This window comes from Sphingomonas sp. LC-1 (assembly GCF_025371035.1).
GTDB lineage: Bacteria > Pseudomonadota > Alphaproteobacteria > Sphingomonadales > Sphingomonadaceae > Sphingomonas > Sphingomonas sanguinis_E.
The window spans coordinates 39,376-60,003 of record NZ_JANZXB010000012.1 but is presented as its reverse complement, the minus strand read 5'-3'; the positions used below and the strand labels follow the sequence as shown (position 1 = coordinate 60,003).

Genomic DNA, 20,628 nt, shown 5'->3' with positions numbered 1-20,628 from the left:
AAGCCTTCCCATGCGCAGCATCAGCGCCGCGACACAAAAGCGTTGCGGCGCGCAAACCGTTCCATGATGGCCCCGCTCGCCGGGCCGTCCAACGGATCGGCGCAGGCGCGGGATCACACGACGTTCAGATCCGTCACGAACTCATAGCGATCGCCGCGATAGACCGAACGGGTGAATTCGACGACGCGGCCGTCGGGGATCCGCGTGCAACGTTCGATCCGCAACACCTCGGAATTCTGTCGCACGCTCAGGATTCCGGCTTCCGTCTCGGTCGCGAGCGAGGCGCGGATACGCTGCGTCCCCGATGTCGGTCGGAAACCATGCACGTCCAGCGCCTGATAGAGCGAGTCGCCCAGCGCATCGAGATCGGGCATGAAAATGGCCGGGATCACCGCATGTTCGATCGCCAGCGGCTCGTTGCCCGCCAGACGGACACGCCCAAGCCGCGCGACGCGGACATCGGGCGCCACTTCCAGCGCGGCGGCTTCCTCCTCGGTCGGCAACGCATAGGATTTGTATATCCAAACGACGCCCGGATCCTGTCCGCGCGACCGGGTGTCGTCGCTGAAACTGGTGAGCTTCGCCCCCGCCGTTTCGATCTGCCGCGCGACGAAGGTGCCCGAGCCATGTTTGCTGATGAGCACCCCTTCGTCGATCAACTGCTTGAGGCCCTTGCGGACCGTCACCCGCGACAGGCCCGCCATTTCACTGAGTTCGCGTTCCGAGGGCAGAGCGCTGCCGGGATCGATGCCGCCGCCATTGATGTGCTCGCGCAGGCTTTGGGCCAGTTGCATGTATAGCGGCGTCGCTTCGTCGCTTCGCGTCCAGGCTATATCGCGCACCGTTACGCCTCCCGTTCGCCGAGCGCCCGCATGACACCGCGCAGGCTGCCGCGATGGCGGTCGAGCAGCGCCGCAGCCTCCTCGACGGGGAGTCCCTTGGCGACGATGATGCCCAGTCGAATGTCGTTGTCCGCCCGTTCGAGCGCGCGTGTCGCCACCTCGGCATCCACTCCGGCAATATCCTGAACCATGCGCCGACCGCGTTGCAAGAGCTTCGCATTGGAGACGCGCATGGCCACCATCCGCCCGCGATAGACGAGACCGAGCCGGAGCATCACCGCAGTCGACAACAGGTTCAGCACCGCCTTTTGCGCCGTTCCGGCCTTCATCCGGGTCGAGCCCGCCAGAACCTCGCTGCCGGTATCGGCGACCACGACATGCTCGGCGCGCTCGGTCAGCGGCATTCCCGGATTGTTGGTGATGCCGATCGTCAGCGCACCGACCGCACGTGCTCGCTCGATCACCGCGACCGTGTAGGGCGTCCGCCCGCTGGCGGCGACGCCGATCACGACATCGGACGGCGTGATGCCGCAGGCGTCGATGTCCCTGCGCGCGGCGTCGACATCGTCCTCCGCCCCTTCGCGCGCTTCGGTCAGTGCGCCCATGCCGCCCGCCATCAGAAAGATCATGCGCTCCATCGGCCAGCCGAAGGTGGGGTGAAGCTCGGTCCCGTCCTGGACCGCGAGGCGCCCCGATGTGCCTGCGCCCACGAAGACCAGCCGCCCGTCCTGCCCCAATCGCGCGGCGGCGGCTTCGGCAGCGTGCGCGATGGCGGCGACCTGGGACTGAAGGGCCGCGATGGCCGCCATCTGCCCCTCCAACATCGCCTCGACGGCGAACTGGGTCGGCCAGAGATCGAGATCGAGGAAACGGGGATCGAGCGCTTCGGTGTTCATCATATCAACGACCTCGGTGCGGAGCGGTGCCAGCGGGTGCGGCGCAGACCAGAAACGCGACGGCCGTGCCCAGACAAAGCTGAAACGGGAAGGACAACCCGTTAAGGGCCAGGGGCAGACCGATCGCCCTGGCAATGGCAGGTTGCAGCAACACAATCGTGACAAAGCCGATCAGCAGCGCGGCGATCGCCGATCCGGTCGTCCCTCGTGTGGTGAACAGCGCGGTGAAATAGACACCCAGCAGGCCGGCATAGCTGAACACCATGACCTGAAGCGCGAACTCCAGCAGACCCATCGAGCTGTAACGCTGCCAATAGAAGGACGCGACGGCCATCACGAACATCGCAAAGCCGATAACGCCCATGCCCGCGCGCCCCGCCTGGACGAAATGATGCTCGTCGACCGGCCCACGCCGATCACGCCAGGGACGGTAGAAATCCTGCACCAGGACGGACGACATCGCGTTGAGGGCCGAATTGGTCGTCGCCACCGCCGCCGCGCAAATGCCGATCGTCACCAGGCCTCGCAGGCCGCCCGGCAATTGGGTGAGGATATAATGCATGAAAATGCTGATCTTCTCGCCACCGAATTGGCTGGCCGCGACGGCTCCGGACCCGCCCATCAGGTCTGGTCGGTCGTAGAAAATGTAGAGCAGCAGACCGATCACGATGAACATGCCCACCGTCGGCACCGTCGCCAGGACGGAAAGGTAAAGGCTACGCGCGCCCGTCTTCGCGTCCTTGCACGACAACAGGCGCTGCGTGGTGTCCTGATCCATGCCCGCATTCGCGATGTAGAGCAGCGCGAGGCCTGTCACGATCGCCAGCATCGAAAAGGGTCGCGACAGATCGAGCGAAAAGTCGAACAGGCGCAGCTTGTCGACACCCTCCGGCGTATGGGCCAGCGCGTCCAGGATCTGGGCGTTGGAGGCCGGGATCGACAGGCGCAGGAACACCAGCACCGCCACCGCCGACCCGATATAGACGATGAACTGGATCAGGTCGTTCCACAGAACCGATTTCAGGCCGCCCACAAACGTGAACGCCACGCTGGCGACGACCAGTGCCGCAGCCGCGATCATGATCCCCTGCGCACCGACGCTGCCCGTCACGACCATCGCAAGCGCGATCGCGGCGAGATAGACCCGTGCACCACCGGCAAAGACGCGGCCCACCAGGAACATGCCCCCCGCCCAGCGCGTGGCCCGCTCGCTGAAACGCAGCGTCAGCAACTCATAGGCAGTGGTGGCACGGATCGCATAGAAGCGCGGGATCAGGACATGGGCGACGAAGACCGCACCGATCAGCCCGCCGATATTGCCGCTGAGATAGGTCAGGTCGCCACGATAGCCATAGTCCGGCCCGCCAAGGAAGGTCGCCGCCGACTGGGTTGCGGACAGGACCGAAAGCGCGGCGAGCCAAACGGGAACATTGCCCCCCGCCAGAAAATACTCCCGCGCCGACTCGGTCTTGCGGGGCGTGAATATCCATCCGCCCGCGACCAGCAGCAGCAGATAGGCCGCGATGACGAGCCAGTCGGCCAGAGAGAAGGGCAACATCATCGAAACATGCTCCGATTGCTTCGGACCGGACGTCCACGGGCGAAAAACGATCGCGCCCGCCCCTCGGATCGGGCCGGGCGCTATGGCTAAGCTGAGTGATCAGAGATGCGCGGTCAGGGAGAAGCCGATCGTCCGTCCCAGGATGTCGTAGGTGTCGGGGAAGGTGTTGAACACGCCCCCCGTCGATACGCGCGGCGGGTTGCGGTCGAGCAGATTGTAGACGCCCGCGCTCATCGTGACGGTGTCGGTGAAATCATAGGATGCCGACAGGTCGAAGGTGTCCTGTGCCTTGATCGTCTCCGTCGATCCGACCGTGCTCGATCGGACCTTGCCGATGCGCTGCCAGTCGAACTGGATCACCCCCTTGTCGAGCAGCCAGCCGATCCCGGCGGTATGCCGATAGGCGGGCTGTACCAGCGTCGTGCCGTCGCTGGAGCAGGTCGCGCCGAACGTGCCCTTGCACTGCACCGCGGACACGGTCGGGTTCGCCTGGATCAGATAGGAGGTGACGATATTGCCCTGATAGCTGGCGCGCAGGCCCCTGCCCGGCAACCAGTCCGCGCGCAGCGTATAGGCCGCCGAAATGTCGAAGCCGCGCTGCAGCAGGCGGCCCAGATTCTGGTTGTTGACGAACGCGTCGGCGAAGCTGCCATTCGCGTTGCGGGTGACGAGTGCGCACAGCGGATTGCCCGCCGTCGGATTGGTGATGTAGCAGCTCGTGATCGCCGCGATCGGCTGGATCACGCCGACGGCCCCGCGCAGGTCGAGATTATAATAGTCGAACGTCACGTTCAGGCCGGGCAGGAAGGTCGGGGTAAACACCGCGCCCGCCGTCGTCGTATAGCCTGTCTCCGGCTTGATGTCGGGATTGCCGCCATAATAATAATTGCCGGTCAGGTAGCTCGCGGCGTTGGAATTGGCCGAGCCGACGGCCGGTGCGCCCAGGCGCGCACACTGCGCCGCGTTGCCGGTGCCCAGCACGCACGGATCGCCCCCATAGCGAGGCTTCAGCCGATCGACGGTGACGAGATTGCTGAGCGGCAGGGATGAGGTGGAGGCGGCGAACTCGCCGAAATTGGGGGTCCGCAGCACACGCTGATAGGTACCGCGCAGCCGCAGGTTGCGATCGACCTCCCAATTGCCTTCGACCTTCCAGGTGCCGTGCGTGCCGAACAGGTTGTAGTCCGACAGGCGATACGCACCGCCAATGTCCAGCTTGCGGATCAACGGCGTGTCGTGGATCAGCGGGACGAGCACTTCGCCATAAAGCTCGGCGACGTCGAACGCCCCCTTATATGCGCCCTGCACGCCTTGGCGGTAGGTGTTGCCGGTCAGCAGCGCGCTGTCCTGGTTGATGCTCGCAGTCTCCCGGCGATATTCGACGCCCGCCGCAAAGCCGATCGGGCCCGCCGGCAGGGAGAACAGGTCGGCCAGGCTGCCGCTGATCGTCGCGGCGGTTACGAACTGGTCACGCTTGCGATTGAAGCCGTCGATCGTGCTGCCCAGCGCGGCGGCAAGCCTCGGTTGCCGTGGGCCGAAGATGTTCACGGTGTTGACGATCGACGCGAAATTGTTCGCGCCAGCCGCGTTGTTGACCACGCCATCGCCCGAGATCAACGAGGATTCGGTCGAGCGACCATATTGCGCATAGACGTTCCACCGCACCGCATCGGTCAACGGGCCGCGCAGGCCGGACTGGAACTGCAACGTGTTCCGCTCGGTCGCATAGGTGATCAGCCCCAGCTCGGCGAGCGAGCGCGACACATTCACCTGTGCCGAGCCGTTCACGAATGTCAGCTGGTTGCGGATCGCGTCGGTCAGGAACGGATTGGTCGCGCTGATCGCCACCGTGCGGTTGACCGAGGCCGGGGCCGCGCCCGGCGTGCCGGTCTCCTCGGTCCGGGCGTTGGTGTACATCGCGCGGCCATAGATTTCGACCTGCGGCGTAATTTCATATTTGTAGAGCGCCGCCACGTTGATCCTCTTGAGCGGAGAGATCAGCGGATAGCTGGCCGAGAGGTTCGAGGTGGCCGAGGGCGTGGTCGTAAAGGCGCCGTCGTCGGTAAAGCCGAAGCGCCGACCGCTGGCGACATCGGTGAAGACGCCGCCGATGCTGGGAATGGTCTGATTGGGGGTTGCGGCCCAGTCGCGCTGTCCCGCCCGAACGCCGTCACGCTGGGTATAGTCCGCCGCGATCACGAGGTTGCCACGATCACCGATGCCGGTGCCCAGCATCAGCGAACCGCCATATTGCGCGCCACCCCTGACCGACAGTCGGCTGGTCGCGGTGCCGCGAATGCCCTTATACTCGTCATTGAGGATGAAGTTCACGACGCCCGCGACCGCGTCCGCACCGTAAACGGCGGCCGCGCCGCCGGTCAGCACATCGACGCGCCTGATAAGCGAGGCGGGGATCGCGTTGACATCGACCGAGTTGCGGAAGCTGAACGGCGCCGCGCGGGTGCCGTCGATCAGAACCAGCGACCGGCTCTGGCCGAAGTTGCGCAGCTCCAGAACCTGCGCGCCGAACGCGTCGCTACCCTGCGAGCCCTGGCGGACGCCGCCCGACAGTTGCGGAATCTTGGTCGAGAAATCCTCGATGGTCAGTGCGGATTGCAGCTTGATCTGCTCTTCGCTGGTCGAGGCGACCGGGCTGCTGGAGGTAAGACCGGGAATCGGGATGCGCGTGCCGGTCACCACGATGTCGCCGCCCGCCGCGGGTTCCCCCTGCGCCTCCGTCACCGGACTGGTCTGGGCGAGCGCGATGCTCGGCATCTGCACAAGGGCAACGGCCAAGGCTGCTGCGGCTGCGGTATGTCGGTACGACGTCACCATGATGGAGTCCCTCCCATAAGCCCGAATCCGGTCCCGTCGACACGCCAGCACGGGACTCGACGGGGCACGGGAACAAGCCGAACTATGCATACCTGTCTCGAACTTGTAAAGATGTGGTATTATATATTGGTATTAGTGTTTGATTGTCGTCGGTTGCCATGTCCAGCCGCCCGTCAGCGGTTCGGCAACTCCCGTCGTGCCGGGGAAGGTCAGCGGCAGGCCAAGTGCGCTCCGCGCCGCCAAGAATGCCATTGCCTCGGCCTCGACGAAGTCGCTACGCAGGCCGATTTCGTCCGCCGTCCGGCACGGTCCCAACCGATCGCGCAACGCCGCCATCAAAACCGGATTATGTCCGCCACCGCCGCATATGACCCAAAGCTCGGGCGATGCCGGCAAACTGCGCGCCGCCAACGCCACCGCTTCCGCCGTGAAAGCGGTCAGCGTCGCCGAGGCGTCTTCAAGCGAGCAGGCATCCGCCCAGTCCAACGGGAAATCGTAGCGATCGAGCGACTTCGCCCCCGTCCCACAAAAATAGTCATGGGCCAGCAGCTCGGCCAGCACACGCGTATCGACGGCGCCCGCAGCGGCGAACCGACCACCATCGTCATAGCGACCCGCTCCGCGCGCTTGGACGACCTGGTCGATCAATCCATTGCCGGGACCCGTATCGAACGCGATCAGCGTTCCGTCCGAACCGATCCAGGTCAGGTTCGCGACGCCGCCGATATTGAGGAATGCGACAGGCCTCTCCAGCCCAAGATGCTCGGCCAGCGCGGCGTGATAGGCCGGCACCAGCGGAGCCCCCTGCCCGCCAGCCTGCAGATCGTCCTGCCGCATCTGCGCGACGACCGGCACATTCAAGGCATCGGCCAGCCGCTGCGGATCGCCGATCTGGACCGAAAGCCGACGCTCAGGGCGATGAAGCACCGTCTGGCCGTGAAAGCCGATCAGGTCGGGGCGACGCCCGGCCTCTTTGATAACCCGCTCACCCGCCGCGACATGCGACCGGTGGATCACGGCGGCCGCGTCTTCGAAGGAAGGTGGTGCAACCCCATGGCCGTTCCACGCCAGCGCATCCTGCGTCGCACGCTCGACCACGGCGCGATCGGCGGCCGCAAACGGGATCATCGCGGCAGGGCCGAATCCCCCGACCCGCTCGCCATCGGTCTCGATCAACGCGACATCGACGCCGTCGAGCGACGTTCCGCTCATATAGCCCATCACCAGCATCAGTTCGACGCGTCCCAGGCGCAGACGATCAGGCTGGCATCGTCGTGCCGCTTCACGCGGGTGTAACGATGGAGCGAATCCGGCTCGCGCTCGATGTCACGCAATCGCGCCAGCCATGCGCGCCCCTCTTCCGGCATCGCGATCGCCAGAAGATCGGCGGGCGTCGCAGTGCCGAACAATTCAACGAGCCGCAGGAACCCGTCGCTGGCGATCGCGAAGCGCTGACCGGGCTGCAGGGGATGCGTTGCCTGCCACACATGATCCGCAGCGGCAGGCTCGGTACCGAGCACCCAATAGCCGCCCTCGCGATTCTTGAGGCAGCGATTGGCACGCAATCCCGGTATCAGCCGCGCCTTCAGGACATCGGGGTCGATCGTCGAATCCTCGTCATGGATCGCCTTGACCGCAGCCAACGTCCGCGCCTCGATGGCATCCAGATCCGACGCACCGAATAATCGGGCGGCACCCGCGTCATCGACTGCCGCGACACGACAATCGGCCAGGCAAGTGATCTCGACCATGTCGCCGATGATGCGGAGCATGGCAAAGGCCGCCGAGGGGAGATCGCATGCGTCGATCCCGGTCCGCAATCGCACCGGCCCCAACGCCTCGGCACAACGCGTCATGACCGTGCGAAGGATTTCGACGGTGGGACGTGCCGGGTCTTCGGCCAAGGCATCCGCGATCAGCCGGTTCGCTGTCTGCGCGAGCCATGCCGCATCGCTCGGCGCGTCGAGCACGGACGGACCGACGCCGGTTGCGCCATCGATCACCCAGGCGGCATTGCCATAATGGCCGATCGCATCCTCATTCACATGACCCGGCCCATCGGACAGCGCGACGTCGATCCTCAGCATGAAATGCTCCCCATCCGATTTCGAATGCGATGGGAGGCTATCAACTTTGCTCTGCTCATGCAAACCAATAGGATGCCACTTGCGAAGAGTGGCGAACTGGTATCTAAACTACGTCATGACTTCGCATATCGACATGTCTCCGGCAGCAGCCCCGCCATGCCCCGACCTGGGCCTGATCGAGGGGCGGTTCGGTCGCATCTGGACGCCGGACGAACGCGATCATGTCGTCAGGACGCTCGGGCAGGCCGGTTACGCCTTTTATCATTATGGGCCCAAGGCAGATCGGGCGCTGCGGCGCGACTGGCGCACCGGCCATGACCGGGAACAGACCGGGATGCTGGCCCGCCTGTCCGACGAATGCCGCGCGGCGGGCCTGCGTTTCGGAATCGCGATCACGCCGGTCGGATCGACCCACCCGTTCGACGATCAGGCCCGCGCCGATCTCAGGCGGAGGCTGGCCGATCTGGATGCGATCGGGATCGACGACCTCGCCGTGCTGTTCGACGACCTGCGCGGCGACATGCCGGACCTCGCGCGGAACCAGGCGGAGGTGGTCAATTTCTGCGCCGGCCTGACCCGTGCGTCGCGCGTCTTCACCTGCCCGACCTATTATTCCGACGATCCGGTGCTCGACCTCGTCTTCGGCGAACGCCCGTGCGATTATCTCGCCGATCTGGGGCGCGGGCTCGACCCGGCGGTGCAGGTCTATTGGACCGGCGAAGAGGTTTGCTCGCCCGAGATCGGCGGCACCCATCTCGACCGGGTGGCTGCGGAACTGGGGCGGCCGGTCTGCCTGTGGGACAATTATCCGGTCAATGACGGCGCCCGCATGTCGCGCTTCCTGCATCTGCGCGGGCTCACCGGGCGATCGGCGCGGCTCGCCGGACGAGTAACCGGCCATGCCATCAATCCCGCGATCCAGGCGCATCTGACCTGCATCCCCGCCCTGACGCTGCCCATGCTATATGACCGGGGCGACGATTATAGCTATGGCGCGGCTTTCGCCGAGGCGGCGGAGCGGCTTCTCGGCGACGACTTCGCCCGGATGCTGCGCCAGGATATCGCCGCGTTGCAGGATGTCGGCCATGATCGGCTCGGCCCGCGAGGGGATCGGCTCCGTGCCCGCTACAGCGCGATCGATCACCCCGCGGCGCGCGAGATCATCGTCTGGCTGGACGGCAAGGACCTGATGACCGACGAGGAGGTTCAGACCCAATGACCCCGCCCCCAAGGCCATGACCGACACCGCGACGCTGCTGGCAACGCTCCGCGCCACGGTGGGCCGCCGTCACCTCCTTACCACGCCGCGCGCGACGGCGCGGTTCCGCAAGGGGTATCGCACCGGCAACGGACCGGCGATCGCGGTGGTGCAGCCGGGCAGTCTGGTCGAACTGTGGCATGTCGTCAGGGCCTGCGTCGCCGCCAATGTCTCGATCATCATGCAGGCATCGAACACCGGGCTCACCGGCGGCTCGACACCCGATGGCGATGATTATCCCGGCGGCGTCGTTATCATCAGTACCACCCGCCTGTCGCACCTGCGGGTGATCCGAAATGGCGAGCAGGTGGTGTGCCTGCCGGGCGCGACCTTGTATGAGCTTGAAAAGGCTCTGCGCCCCTATGGGCGCGAACCGCATTCGGTGATCGGATCGTCCTGTTTCGGCGCGTCGGTCGTGGGCGGTGTGTGCAACAATTCGGGCGGATCGCTGATCCGGCGCGGCCCCGCCTATACCCAACTCGCGCTATTCGCCGCCGTCGGGCCCGATGGCGGCCTGACCCTGGTCAATCATTTGGGCATCGCACTTGGCGACGGTCCCGAGACGATTCTGTCGCGTCTCGATACCGGGGACTTCGCCGAGGCGGATATTGACCCCGCCGCCGATCGCTTGGCCCATGACCACAGCTATGCCGAGCATGTCCGGGCGATCGACAGCGACATACCCGCCCGCTTCAACGCCGATCCCCGCTGCCTGTTCGAGGCGTCGGGAAGCGCCGGAAAGCTGATCGTCTTTGCGGTACGCCTCGACACCTTCGTGCGGGAGGAGGATAGCGCCACCTTCTATATCGGCACCAATGCGCCCGACCGGCTCGCCGAGTTACGTAGAACGATATTGCGCGATTTCGACCGGTTGCCGATCGCGGCCGAATATATTCACCGTACCGCCTTCGACATCGCGGATCGCTATGGGCGCGACATGTTCTTCGCGATTGAGCGGCTCGGCACCGATCGGCTCCCGGCGCTCTTCGCGGCCAAGGCCCGGTTCGACGCGTTCGCCGATCGCATATCGCGGGGCTTGAGCGATCGTTTGATGCAATGGTCGGGGCGGTTCATGCCCGATCACCTGCCCGGCTGGATGCGGCGCTACCGCGACCGCTTCGTGCATCACCTGATCCTGAAGGTCTCGGGGGATCAGATCGCGGAGACCCGCGCCTTGCTGGCTCGGCTGTTTCCGGGCGATGATGAGGGCGACCATCTGGCGTGCGGTAAGGAAGACGGCGCCAAGGCCTTTCTCCATCGCTTCGTGGTGGCGGGCGCGGCGGTGCGATACCGGGCGGTCCATACAGAGGCGGTTGCCGACATCGTCGCGCTTGACATCGCCCTTCCCCGCAATGCGGAAACCTGGGTCGAGGCGTTGCCGTCGGCGCTCGGCGACCAGGTGATCCACACGCTCTATTATGGCCATTTCTTCTGCCACGTCTTCCATCAGGATTATATCATCCGAAAGGGCAACGATCCCATCGCGTTCGAACACGCGCTCTGGGCCCTGCTCGACGCGCGCGGTGCCCAATATCCGGCCGAGCATAATGTCGGCCACCTCTATGTCGCGCCGCCCCAACTGGCGGATTTCTATCGCCGCATCGATCCGCGAAATCAGCTCAATCCGGGCATCGGCCAGACCCCTCGCGCCCGAAACTGGGGCATCACCGACCAGGGAGACCATCAATGACCTATTATCTTGGGATCGATGCGGGCGGCAGTCACTGCCGGGCCCGGCTGGTGGACGAACGGGGTTCGGTGATCGGGCATGGTCTTTCAGGACCTGCCAATGCCCGCATCGGGATCGAACCGCTCTACCGCACGCTGACGGAGACGGCGGACCAGGCGGTGTCCGAAGCCGGATTGTCCGATACGCAGCGCCGCACCATCCGCGCGGGCATGGGCATTGCCGGGATCAGCCGGCTCGGCATCCGCGAGGCGCTGGCCGAACTGGACTTCGGCTTTGCGGCCGTCGCGTTCGCGACCGATGCGCAGATCGCCAATCTGGGTGCCCATGCGGGGCAGGACGGCGCGATCCTGATCATCGGCACGGGCAGCGCGGCCAAGCTGCGCATCGACGGGCAGGATTTCACCATCGGCGGCTACGGCTTCCCGATCTCAGACGAAGGAAGTGCCGCGGCGCTGGGGTTGAGTGCGATGCGCCATGCCTTGCGCGCGCTCGACGGTCGTACCCACAAGACGCCGCTCAGCGCGGCGGTCACCGAACGCTTCGACCATGACACCGCCAAGGCGATCGCCTGGATGGATCGGGCGACCCCGCGCGATTATGGCAGCTTCGCGCCGCTCGTCATGGACTATGCCGAGGCCAACGACCCGATCGCCCGGTTGATCGTCGAGGAAGCGGCCAGCCATATCGAGCGCTTCGTCGAAACGATCTTCGAGCGCGGCGTGACGCGATGCGTACTGGTCGGCGGATTGGCGCCACGCATCAGCCCATGGCTTCGCGCCCGCACGGTCGAGCGGCTCAGCGTTCCTCTCGGCGATGCACTCGACGGCGCGCTCCGGCTAGCCGGTTTCATGCCGGAAGCAATCGCCTAGACGCGCCGCGTGATCCGATCCGAGGCACGAAAGGTGCGGCTCCGCCACGCATTGCCCGGCCAGCCCGTCAGGATCGGCCGGACGAATGAGCCTTTGCCTCGCGGATTGCGCTACCGGCGTGCACGGTCGGCGTGCCGGCGCTTGTGCCGCTCTGATTTGGATTAGGGCGAACGTGACGATGCGATTTGCGAGGCCCCGTCTGAAAGCACGGCGTCGCATCGGCCATCGGCGCCGCGATCGCAAAACAATCGTCGGACATGTCGCCCTGATTCTGCAATGCGAACGCCGGAGTCGCGCCGAGGCCGGTCGAGATCGCAATTAGCCACCCGCATAGGCCACGCATGGCAACTCCTTTCAGCATCGGTTTGAGCTTCGCACTGTTTCGCTCGCACGGACGATTCCGCCGACTTAAATGAATTTCACCTGAGGTCGCGAGCCTTGGCGTCGTACCGCATGTCCGGCTATGCCGACGACATGGCTGCCATCCTGGTCATCGAAGACGACGACGCCACCGCCATGGCGATCATCGCCGAACTGGAACGCCACGGACACGCCGTAAGCCGTGCCGCCGATGGCGATACCGGCCTGGACCTGGCCACCCGCGAAGCGTTCGATGCGATCACGCTCGACCGGATGCTGCCCGGACTCGACGGGCTGGCGCTGGTCGCCGGGCTGCGGGAGCGGCATATCGCGCTCCCCGTCCTGATGCTGAGCGCGTTGAGCGACGTCGATGAGCGGATCGCGGGCCTGCGTGCGGGCGGCGACGATTATCTGACCAAGCCGTTCGACTTTGCCGAGATGGCCATGCGCGTCGAGGTACTGCTTCGGCGGCGCGAGCAGGCGGAGGCGGTGGTGCTGCGTGGCAGCGGGATCGAATGCGATCTGGTCCGCCGCACGGTAAGGGTGGACGGCCTACCGACCCGTTTGCTCCACATGGAATTCCGCCTGCTCGAATTCCTGATGCGTAACCGAGGAGAGGTGATGACCCGGCGCATCATCTTCGAGCGGGTCTGGGGCTATTATTTCGATCCGGGCGCCAATCTGATCAGCGTCCATATCGCCCGGCTTCGCAAGAAGATCGACCGGCCGGGCCACCCCAGCGCCATCCAGACGGTCAAGGGAGAGGGTTATCTCTTCGACGGGGGATGAACCGCTGCGCTGGCGGGAGATCGTGCGGATCAGCACGTTCCGCCTTTCGGCCATGCTGGGGGCGGTGTTCGTCATCGGTCTGATCGTAATGCTGGGCGTGGTCTATATGGCGACCGCGCGCGACCTCACCGAACGAAGCGACCGCATCCTGCATGCGGTCGCCCAGCCCCTGTCGCAGGTTCCTGCGGAGCAATTGCCCGACCGCATTCGTTCCGAGTTGCAGCGCAATCGCGCAGGGTTCAACTATCTGGCGTTGATCGCGAGCGACGGTACGCCGGTCGTCGGCAATGTCCGTCTCTTACGCCCCCTGTCCCCCGGCCACCCGATCGATGTGGAAGGCGGTGCGCGAGGACCCTTTCGCCTCGTCGCGCTGCGGACCCACGAGGGCGAGACGCTGCTGGTCGGGCGCGACATCAGCCTGCTCCTCGACCTGCGCCGGACCGTTCTGGACACGCTGCTGGTCAGCGGCCTGTTGACCCTGTTGTGCGTCGCGGCGGCGGCGATCGGGTTCAGCCGGGCGCCGCTCCGCCGCGTCCGCGCGCTGCAACGGGCCAGTCGGGAAATTGCGGCAGGCGACCTTTCGATCCGGATGCCGATCGCGGGCCGACATGACGAACTGGACCAGTTCGCCGCGACGGTGAACACGACCGTCGAAGAGGTCGGCCGTGTCGTCGCGCAGGTGAAGGGGGTGACCGATGCCGTCGCGCATGACCTGCGCACCCCCCTCACCCGCGTCCGCGCGACGCTGAACGCATTGGGCCATGAGCCGGACGACACCGCGAAGGTGACGATGGGGATCCGGCAGGCCACGGCCGATCTCGACCTGGTACTGGAGCGGTTCACGGCGCTGTTGCGTATTTCCGAGCTGGAAGCCGGGCGACGGCGAGCCGGGTTCCGTAAGCTCGACCTCGCCGAGCTCGTCGCGCGGGTTGCCGAGTTGTACGAACCGCTGGCCGAGGACCGCGACGTCCTGCTGTCGGTCGCGACCAGACCATTGTCGGTCGAGGGCGACGACAAGCTGCTGTTCGAGGCGCTCAGCAATCTGATCGACAATGCCATCAAATTCGGCAGGCCGGGCGGACGGGTGAGCATCGCGATGATCGCGGGCGAAGCCGGAAACGGTATCGAAGTCCGCGATGACGGCCCCGGCATCCCACCTGAGGAGCGCGGTGCGGTGCTGCGCCGCTTCCATCGGGGTGCCCAAGCCCAGGACACGCCGGGCAGCGGCCTTGGCCTCAGCGTCGTCGTCGCAATCCTTCACCTCCACGGCTTTCGCCTTCACCTGTCGGATGCCGGGCCAGGCCTGTGCGCGCAAATTTTGATCCCGGCAGCGGCGTGAAATTCATTTAAGTCGCCTGCGCCGTCGATTGGCGCGAAGAGGCCCCGTCGGCGACGCGGCCGCGGTTCCCCACCCCCCGATCCCCGCGCCGTCGCCGACACCCTGTTTGTGTCCGACACCGGGATGCCCATGCTCCAGCTCGTCAAGCTCGCCCTCAGCAAACCCTATACCTTCGTCGTGCTCGCGATCCTGATCGTGCTGGGCGGCGGGATCGCGGCGGTCGAGACGCCGACCGACATCTTCCCTGACATCCGCATTCCCGTGATCGCGGCGGTATGGACCTATAAGGGCCTGCCCGCGAACGACATGTCGGGCCGCGTCGTCTATTATTACGAGCGTTCGCTGTCGGCGACGGTCAGCGACATCGACCATATCGAGAGCCAGTCGCTTCAGGGCGTCGGCATCGTGAAGATATTCTTCCGCCCCGGCGTCGACATTCGCACGGCCACCGCGCAGGTGACTGCCGCGTCGCAGACGGTGCTCAAGCAGATGCCGCCAGGCATAACCCCGCCGCTGATCCTGAACTACAACGCCTCGACGGTGCCGATCCTGCAACTCGCGCTGTCGGGAAAGGGGCTTTCCGAACAGAAAATCTACGACCTCGGCCAGAACATGATCCGACCGGCTTTGGCCTCCGTCCAGGGGGCGGCGATCCCCTCGCCCTATGGCGGCAAGGAGCGGCAGGTGCAGATCGACCTCGATCCCGCCGCGCTTCAGGCCCATCGCCTGTCGGCCACCGACGTGGCCAATGCACTGGCGCAGCAGAACCAGATCATCCCCTCGGGCACGGCCAAGATCGGTGCCTATGAATATAACATCCGGCTGAACAACAGCCCCGGCGTCATCGATGATCTCAATGCCCTGCCGATCAGGACGATCGACGGCACTACCGTGCTGATGCGCGACGTGGCGCATGTCCGCGACGGTTCGCCGCCGCAGCGCAACGAGGTGCGGGTCGATGGCGCGCGGTCGGTTCTGATGACCGTCCTGAAGAGCGGATCGGCCTCCACCATCGCCATCGTCGATCAGGTCAAAGCCTTGATGCCACAACTGGAGGCGACCCTACCCGCGGGGCTGGACGTCAAGCTGCTGTCCGACCAGTCGGTGTTCGTCAAGGCGGCGGTGTCGGGCGTGATGCGCGAGGGCGTGATCGCCGCCGCGCTGACCAGCCTGATGATCCTCCTTTTCCTGGGATCCTGGCGCTCCACGGTCATCATCGCGGCGTCCATCCCGCTGGCGATCCTGGCCGCGATTGCGGGGCTGGCACTGGCCGGGCAGACGCTCAACATCATGACGCTGGGCGGCCTGGCGCTGGCGGTCGGCATCCTGGTCGACGACGCGACCGTCACCATCGAGAATATCAACTGGCATCTGGAACAGGGCAAGACGGTTCGTGTCGCGATCCTGGACGGGGCGAAGCAGATCGTCGGTCCCGCCTTCGTCTCGCTGCTCTGCATCTGCATCGCGTTCGTGCCGATGTTCTTCCTGCCGGGCATCGCGGGTTTCCTGTTCGCGCCGATGGCGATGGCGGTGGTGTTCGCGATGATCGCCTCGTTCATCCTGTCGCGCACGCTGGTGCCGACCATGGGCAACTACCTGCTGCGCGACCATGCCGGGCCGCACACCGCCGAGATGATGGTCGCGCATGACGCGCAGGCGGGACGACCGGAAAGCCGCAATCCGCTGCGCCGGTTTCAGCATGACTTTGAGCGCCGGTTCGAAGCGGTACGCGATTATTATACCCGGATGCTCGCCTTCGCGCTCGCCCGGCGGCGGCCTTTCGTCATCGTCTTCCTGGTCGGCGTGGTGACGTCCTTCGCGTTGGTGCCGATGCTGGGGCGCAATTTCTTCCCGGCGGTCGATGCAGGGCAGGTCAGCCTACACGTCCGCGCGCCGGTCGGCACCCGGATCGAGGAAACCGCGGCGCTGTTCGACCATATCGAGAACCGCATCCGCCAGGTCATCCCTGCCGATCAGCTCGATACGATCGTGGACAATATCGGCCTGCCGGTCAGCGGCATCAATCGCGCCTATTCGAACACCGGTGGCGTCGGTCCGCAAGACGGCGACATCTTGGTCACGCTGAAGGAACGCCATGGACCCACGGCCGGCTTCGTAAAGGCGTTGCGCGAGCAGCTTCCGCGCGATTTTCCGGGTTCGACCTTCTCCTTCCTGCCCGCCGACATCGTCAGCCAGATCCTGAACTTCGGTTCGCCCGCGCCGATCGACGTCCAGGTCGCCGGACCGGATACGAAGGGTGGGGAGGCCTATGCGCGGATGCTGGTAGCAAAGCTGTCGCATATTCCCGGGCTGGCCGATGTCCGCCTGCAACAGGCGTCCAACTATCCGGAATATGCGGTCGATGTGGACCGCGCACAGGCCAACCGCCTGGGGGTCACCGAGAATGACGTGACGCGCAGCCTGACCGTCAACCTGGCGGGCAGTTCGCAGATCGCGCCGACCTTCTGGCTGAACCCCAAGAACGGCGTGTCCTACCCCATCGTCGTCCAGACCCCGCAATATCGCGCCGGCACCATCGAACAACTCGACAATCTTCCCATCTCGGGCAGCACGCCCGGCAGCCTGCAGACGTTGCGTGCGCTCGGCACGCTCCACCGCGAGCCCAGTCCGGCGCTCGTCTCCCACTATGCCGTGCAGCCGGTGTTCGACGTCTATGCCACACCGCAGGGCCGAGACCTGGGTGCCGTCGCCACCGCCATCGACAAGGTTCTGGCCGAGACCAAGGGCCAGTTGCCCAAGGGTGCGACGGTGACGATGCGTGGACAGGTCGAAACGATGAACGCCGCCTTCTCCGGTCTCATCTTGGGCCTGGCCGGAGCGATCATCCTGATCTACCTGCTGATCGTCGTGAACTTCCAGAGCTGGGTCGATCCGCTGGTGATCGTTTCGGCACTCCCGGCCGCACTGGCGGGGATCGTGTGGATGCTGTTCGCCACGCATACGCCGCTCAGCGTTCCCGCACTTACCGGCGCGATCATGTGCATGGGGGTCGCTACCGCCAACAGCGTGCTGGTGGTCAGCTTCGCGCGCGAACGGCTGGCGGCTTGCGGCAATGCCATCCAGGCGGCGATGGAGGCAGGCGCCACCCGGTTCCGCCCGGTGCTGATGACCGCGCTGTCGATGATGATCGGCATGGCGCCGATGGCGCTGGGCCTGGGCGAAGGCGGCGAGCAGAATGCACCACTGGGCCGCGCCGTCATCGGCGGACTGCTCTGCGCGACGCTCGCCACGCTCGTCTTCGTCCCCGTCGTCTTCGCCATCGCGCACCGCCGTCAGAAGGCGACCACTCCCTCCCCCGTTATGCCCATCGGAGAAGCCATCCATGCATGAAGCCGCCCCGGCCCCCGCTGTGTCGGCCGACACCCCCGCACCCAAGGGCCTGAAGCTCGCCGGAATCGTCGCCGCCGTCGTTGCGATCGGCGTCGTGGGGGCGGGAACGATCGCAAGAAGCCATGACGTCGCGTCGGCCGCTAGCTGGTCCAAGACCAATGCCATCCCGACCGTCCACCTGATCGACGTCAGGGGCAGCGCGGAGAGCAACATGCTCGACCTGCCCGCCACGCTGGAGGCTTGGGAGGCCGCCCGGCTGTTCCCACGGATCAGCGGCTATGTCCGCAGCTGGTCGCAGGATATCGGCGCGCGGGTCGCGGCGGGCCAGGCGCTGGGGGTGATCGATACGCCCGAACTGGACGAGCAGATCGGCCAGGCTCGCGCCTCGCTCGCCAGCGCACTCGCCCATGAGAAGCTGGCGCGAAGCACGGCGGCGCGCTGGAGCGACCTGCTCACGAGTTCCTCGGTATCCAAGCAGGAGGTCGATGAGAAGAATGGCGACCTGGCGGTCAAGACCGCGCAAGTCGCCGAAGCACGGGCCGCGTTGTCGCGACTGGAGGCGATGAAGCGCTATGCCGTCATCCGCGCGCCCTTTGCCGGAGTAGTGACCGCCCGCAACGCCGAGGTGGGCGACCTGGTCGGTCCCGGCGCGGTCGCGCAGGCGCCGATGTTTGCCGTCGCCGATACCCATCGCATCCGGGTTTATGTCAGCGTACCCCAGTCGCTGTCGGCCGCGATCAAACCGGGCATGACCGCCACGTTGACCGTCCCCGCCTTTCCGGGGCGGACATTCACCGCGACGGTCGCAGGCCTGTCGAGCGCGATCGATCCGGCGTCCGGCGCCTTCCGTGTCCAGTTGCTGTGCGACAATCCCGACGGCGCGCTGAAACCCGGCGGCTATGCGCAGGCGCGTTTCGATATGCCCGGACGGGCCGGCGCGGCGCAGGTACCGTCGAGCGCGATCCTGTTCGGTGCTGGCGGCGCCCGGATCGCCACCGTCGATTCACACGGCCGAATCGCGATGCGGAAGGTCCAGATCGGGCAGGACGACGGTCCCACGGTCCAGATCCTGTCAGGGGTCGCCCCCGGCGCGCGGATCGTCGACAATCCGCCGGACTCCCTGGCGCAGGGCGAACTGGTGCGCGTGGCGGCGAACCATCATGGCTAAGCGGCTGCTACGCTGGATGGCGGGGGCGTCGCTGGCGATCCTTGGCGGATGTTCGATGGCCCCCGCCTATCGCCCGCCGGTCCTGCCCGCACCTGCCGCGTTCAAGGAAATGCCGGGGGCGGACGACCCGCTCTGGAAACCGATCGATGCCTTGCCCCCGGCCGCGTCAGCGAATTGGCGGGCGGGCTTCGGCGATCCGTCGCTCGACCGGCTTGAGGCGCGGATCGACCGCGACAATCCCACGCTGGCGGGGGCATTGGCCCGCTATGACCTCGCCCGCGCGACCCTGGCTGGGGCGAGGTCGGACCTGTTTCCCCATGCCGAACTGACCCCCGGCCTGCTCCGCAACCGGCAGTCAGACGAACGGCCCCTCCGTGGCGATTCGCAGCCGGACTATTATACCGCCGCGACGCTGGGTGGCGACCTGTCCTATGAGGCGGACCTATGGGGTCGCGTGCGCAATTCGGTGGCATCGGGCCACGCTCTTGCCGAGGCGAGCCGCGACGACTTGGCCGCGGTCAAGCTGGCGCTTCAGGGGCAACTCGCGGCGGACTTCGTGCAGTTGCGAGGGCAGGATCGGCAACTCGCCCTGCTAGCCCAGACGATCGACGCCTTTGCCAGGGCCGATGCGCTGACCCGCAACCGGTTTCGCGGCGGCATCGCGACCGGGATGGATGTCGGCCGAGCGGGCGCGCTGCTGGGCGAGGCACGCGCCCAATATGCCCAGGTGGAAGCCGCGCGCGCGATCACCGAACATGCGATCGCCAGCCTGGTCGGACAGCCCGCTTCCACCTTCGCGATCCCGCGCCGCGACGCGCCGCTGGCCATGCCCATGATACCGGTCGGTTTGCCGTCGACGCTCCTTGCCCGACGCCCCGATGTGGCGGCGGCGGAGCGGCGAATGGCGGCGGCCAATGCGCGGATCGGCGTGGCGAAGGCGGCTTTCTTCCCCCGGATTACGCTGGGCGGCACCGGCGGATTCCAGAGTACGGCGCTGGCCGGGCTGATCGCCGCGCCGAACGTCTTCTGGGCGATCGGGCCAGGAGCCATCCTGAACCTGTTCGATGGAGGCAAGCGCCGCGCCGATGTCGCCGCCGCGCGGGCCGACTGGAACATGGCCATCGCCGATTATCGCAGCCATGCGCTGGGGGCGTTCCAGGACGTGGAGGACGCGCTCGCGGCGCTTCGTCATCTGGATGAGGCGCAGGCCGCGCAGGCCGAGGCCATAACCTCAGCGAGCAGCACCAGCCGGATCGCGCTCGACCGCTATGTCAAGGGTGCAGCCACCTATCTGGATGTCGCGACCGCGCAGGAAGGCCTGCTACGTGATCAGCAAAGCGCCCTGTCACTGGAGACACAAAGGCTGACGGCCAGCGTCGCCCTGGCGCGTGCCCTGGGGGGAGGAAGCGTGCCAGCGGGCCGATAGCATAACGTCATGTGCGCCATCCCCGCATGGGATTTGCCCGAATGTCCTGTTAGAGCCCGTATCGATTTCATCCGGAGACGCCGGACTTGCGGGGGACGCGGGGCGTGGTGACATGATCGGCTTGAGGGACGTGGTGACAAAGCGCTCTCCCGCTGCC

General features: G+C 66.0%; 14 protein-coding genes. 8 read left to right on the top strand and 6 right to left on the bottom strand.

The genetic code is table 11. The features are described from left to right. Window positions 1-113: 113 nt before the first annotated feature. The 6 genes from NZL82_RS15965 to NZL82_RS15940 form a co-directional block, all read right to left on the bottom strand. The gene (locus NZL82_RS15965; RefSeq protein WP_261270740.1) at window positions 114-842 is read right to left on the bottom strand and encodes a GntR family transcriptional regulator; all 729 of its coding nucleotides are present in this window, start codon (window positions 840-842) and stop codon (window positions 114-116) included. 2 nt (window positions 843-844) lie between these two features. Then, window positions 845-1,738, bottom strand: a complete 894-nt coding sequence (locus NZL82_RS15960; protein ID WP_261270805.1) for an N-acetylmuramic acid 6-phosphate etherase — start codon at window positions 1,736-1,738, stop codon at window positions 845-847. Between the two features lie 4 nt (window positions 1,739-1,742). After that, on the bottom strand, window positions 1,743-3,299 hold the full coding sequence (locus NZL82_RS15955; RefSeq protein ID WP_261270739.1) for a sodium:solute symporter: 1,557 nt from the start codon (window positions 3,297-3,299) through the stop codon (window positions 1,743-1,745). A gap of 99 nt (window positions 3,300-3,398) precedes the next feature. Continuing rightward, entirely contained in the window at window positions 3,399-6,074 is a 2,676-nt protein-coding gene (locus NZL82_RS15950) for a TonB-dependent siderophore receptor (protein ID WP_261270738.1), read from the bottom strand. Between the two features lie 192 nt (window positions 6,075-6,266). Then, entirely contained in the window at window positions 6,267-7,364 is a 1,098-nt protein-coding gene (locus tag NZL82_RS15945; RefSeq protein ID WP_261270737.1) for an anhydro-N-acetylmuramic acid kinase, read from the bottom strand. Next, window positions 7,364-8,221 carry a protein phosphatase 2C domain-containing protein gene (locus NZL82_RS15940; protein ID WP_261270736.1) on the bottom strand — a complete coding sequence of 286 codons (858 nt, stop codon included), beginning with the start codon at window positions 8,219-8,221 and terminating at the stop codon, window positions 7,364-7,366. The genes NZL82_RS15945 and NZL82_RS15940 overlap by 1 nt, the downstream gene beginning before the upstream one ends. Before the next feature lie 115 nt (window positions 8,222-8,336). Here NZL82_RS15940 and NZL82_RS15935 point away from each other — a divergent pair, with 115 nt between their 5' ends. The 8 genes from NZL82_RS15935 (at window position 8,337) to NZL82_RS15900 (ending at window position 20,471) form a co-directional block, all read left to right on the top strand. After that, on the top strand, window positions 8,337-9,440 hold the full coding sequence (locus tag NZL82_RS15935; RefSeq protein WP_261270735.1) for a protein O-GlcNAcase: 1,104 nt from the start codon (window positions 8,337-8,339) through the stop codon (window positions 9,438-9,440). Window positions 9,441-9,456: 16 nt separating this feature from the next. Further along, window positions 9,457-11,169 carry a D-lactate dehydrogenase gene (gene dld / locus NZL82_RS15930; RefSeq protein ID WP_261270734.1) on the top strand — a complete coding sequence of 571 codons (1,713 nt, stop codon included), beginning with the start codon at window positions 9,457-9,459 and terminating at the stop codon, window positions 11,167-11,169. Next, window positions 11,166-12,038 carry a BadF/BadG/BcrA/BcrD ATPase family protein gene (locus tag NZL82_RS15925; protein WP_261270733.1) on the top strand — a complete coding sequence of 291 codons (873 nt, stop codon included), beginning with the start codon at window positions 11,166-11,168 and terminating at the stop codon, window positions 12,036-12,038. The genes dld and NZL82_RS15925 overlap by 4 nt, the downstream gene beginning before the upstream one ends. A 474-nt stretch (window positions 12,039-12,512) precedes the next feature. Continuing rightward, window positions 12,513-13,187: a response regulator transcription factor gene (locus tag NZL82_RS15920; protein ID WP_261270804.1), complete on the top strand. Its 675-nt coding sequence runs from the start codon at window positions 12,513-12,515 to the stop codon at window positions 13,185-13,187. A gap of 22 nt (window positions 13,188-13,209) precedes the next feature. After that, window positions 13,210-14,526, top strand: a complete 1,317-nt coding sequence (locus NZL82_RS15915) for a HAMP domain-containing sensor histidine kinase (protein ID WP_261270732.1) — start codon at window positions 13,210-13,212, stop codon at window positions 14,524-14,526. Between the two features lie 129 nt (window positions 14,527-14,655). Beyond that, window positions 14,656-17,877 (top strand): efflux RND transporter permease subunit, encoded by a 3,222-nt coding sequence (locus NZL82_RS15910; protein WP_261270731.1) that lies wholly within the window; start codon window positions 14,656-14,658, stop codon window positions 17,875-17,877. Then, the gene (locus NZL82_RS15905) at window positions 17,870-19,045 is read left to right on the top strand and encodes an efflux RND transporter periplasmic adaptor subunit (protein WP_261270730.1); all 1,176 of its coding nucleotides are present in this window, start codon (window positions 17,870-17,872) and stop codon (window positions 19,043-19,045) included. The genes NZL82_RS15910 and NZL82_RS15905 overlap by 8 nt, the downstream gene beginning before the upstream one ends. Further along, window positions 19,038-20,471 carry an efflux transporter outer membrane subunit gene (locus NZL82_RS15900; protein WP_261270729.1) on the top strand — a complete coding sequence of 478 codons (1,434 nt, stop codon included), beginning with the start codon at window positions 19,038-19,040 and terminating at the stop codon, window positions 20,469-20,471. Before NZL82_RS15905 ends, NZL82_RS15900 begins: the two co-directional genes overlap by 8 nt. The last annotated feature ends 157 nt before the right edge of the window (window positions 20,472-20,628 follow it).

Bases quoted from the DNA above. Each gene is read 5' to 3' on its own strand.
- NZL82_RS15935 (WP_261270735.1), top strand. From the start codon at position 8,337: ATGACTTCGCATATCGACATGTCTCCGGCAGCAGCCCCGCCATGCCCC.
- NZL82_RS15910 (WP_261270731.1), top strand. From the start codon at position 14,656: ATGCTCCAGCTCGTCAAGCTCGCCCTCAGCAAACCCTATACCTTCGTC.
- NZL82_RS15950 (WP_261270738.1), bottom strand. From the start codon at position 6,074: ATGCCGAGCATCGCGCTCGCCCAGACCAGTCCGGTGACGGAGGCGCAG.
- NZL82_RS15960 (WP_261270805.1), bottom strand. From the start codon at position 1,738: ATGAACACCGAAGCGCTCGATCCCCGTTTCCTCGATCTCGATCTCTGG.
- NZL82_RS15955 (WP_261270739.1), bottom strand. From the start codon at position 3,299: ATGATGTTGCCCTTCTCTCTGGCCGACTGGCTCGTCATCGCGGCCTAT.
- dld (WP_261270734.1), top strand. From the start codon at position 9,457: ATGACCGACACCGCGACGCTGCTGGCAACGCTCCGCGCCACGGTGGGC.
- NZL82_RS15905 (WP_261270730.1), top strand. From the start codon at position 17,870: ATGCATGAAGCCGCCCCGGCCCCCGCTGTGTCGGCCGACACCCCCGCA.
- NZL82_RS15925 (WP_261270733.1), top strand. From the start codon at position 11,166: ATGACCTATTATCTTGGGATCGATGCGGGCGGCAGTCACTGCCGGGCC.
- NZL82_RS15900 (WP_261270729.1), top strand. From the start codon at position 19,038: ATGGCTAAGCGGCTGCTACGCTGGATGGCGGGGGCGTCGCTGGCGATC.
- NZL82_RS15940 (WP_261270736.1), bottom strand. From the start codon at position 8,221: ATGCTGAGGATCGACGTCGCGCTGTCCGATGGGCCGGGTCATGTGAAT.
- NZL82_RS15945 (WP_261270737.1), bottom strand. From the start codon at position 7,364: ATGCTGGTGATGGGCTATATGAGCGGAACGTCGCTCGACGGCGTCGAT.
- NZL82_RS15920 (WP_261270804.1), top strand. From the start codon at position 12,513: ATGGCTGCCATCCTGGTCATCGAAGACGACGACGCCACCGCCATGGCG.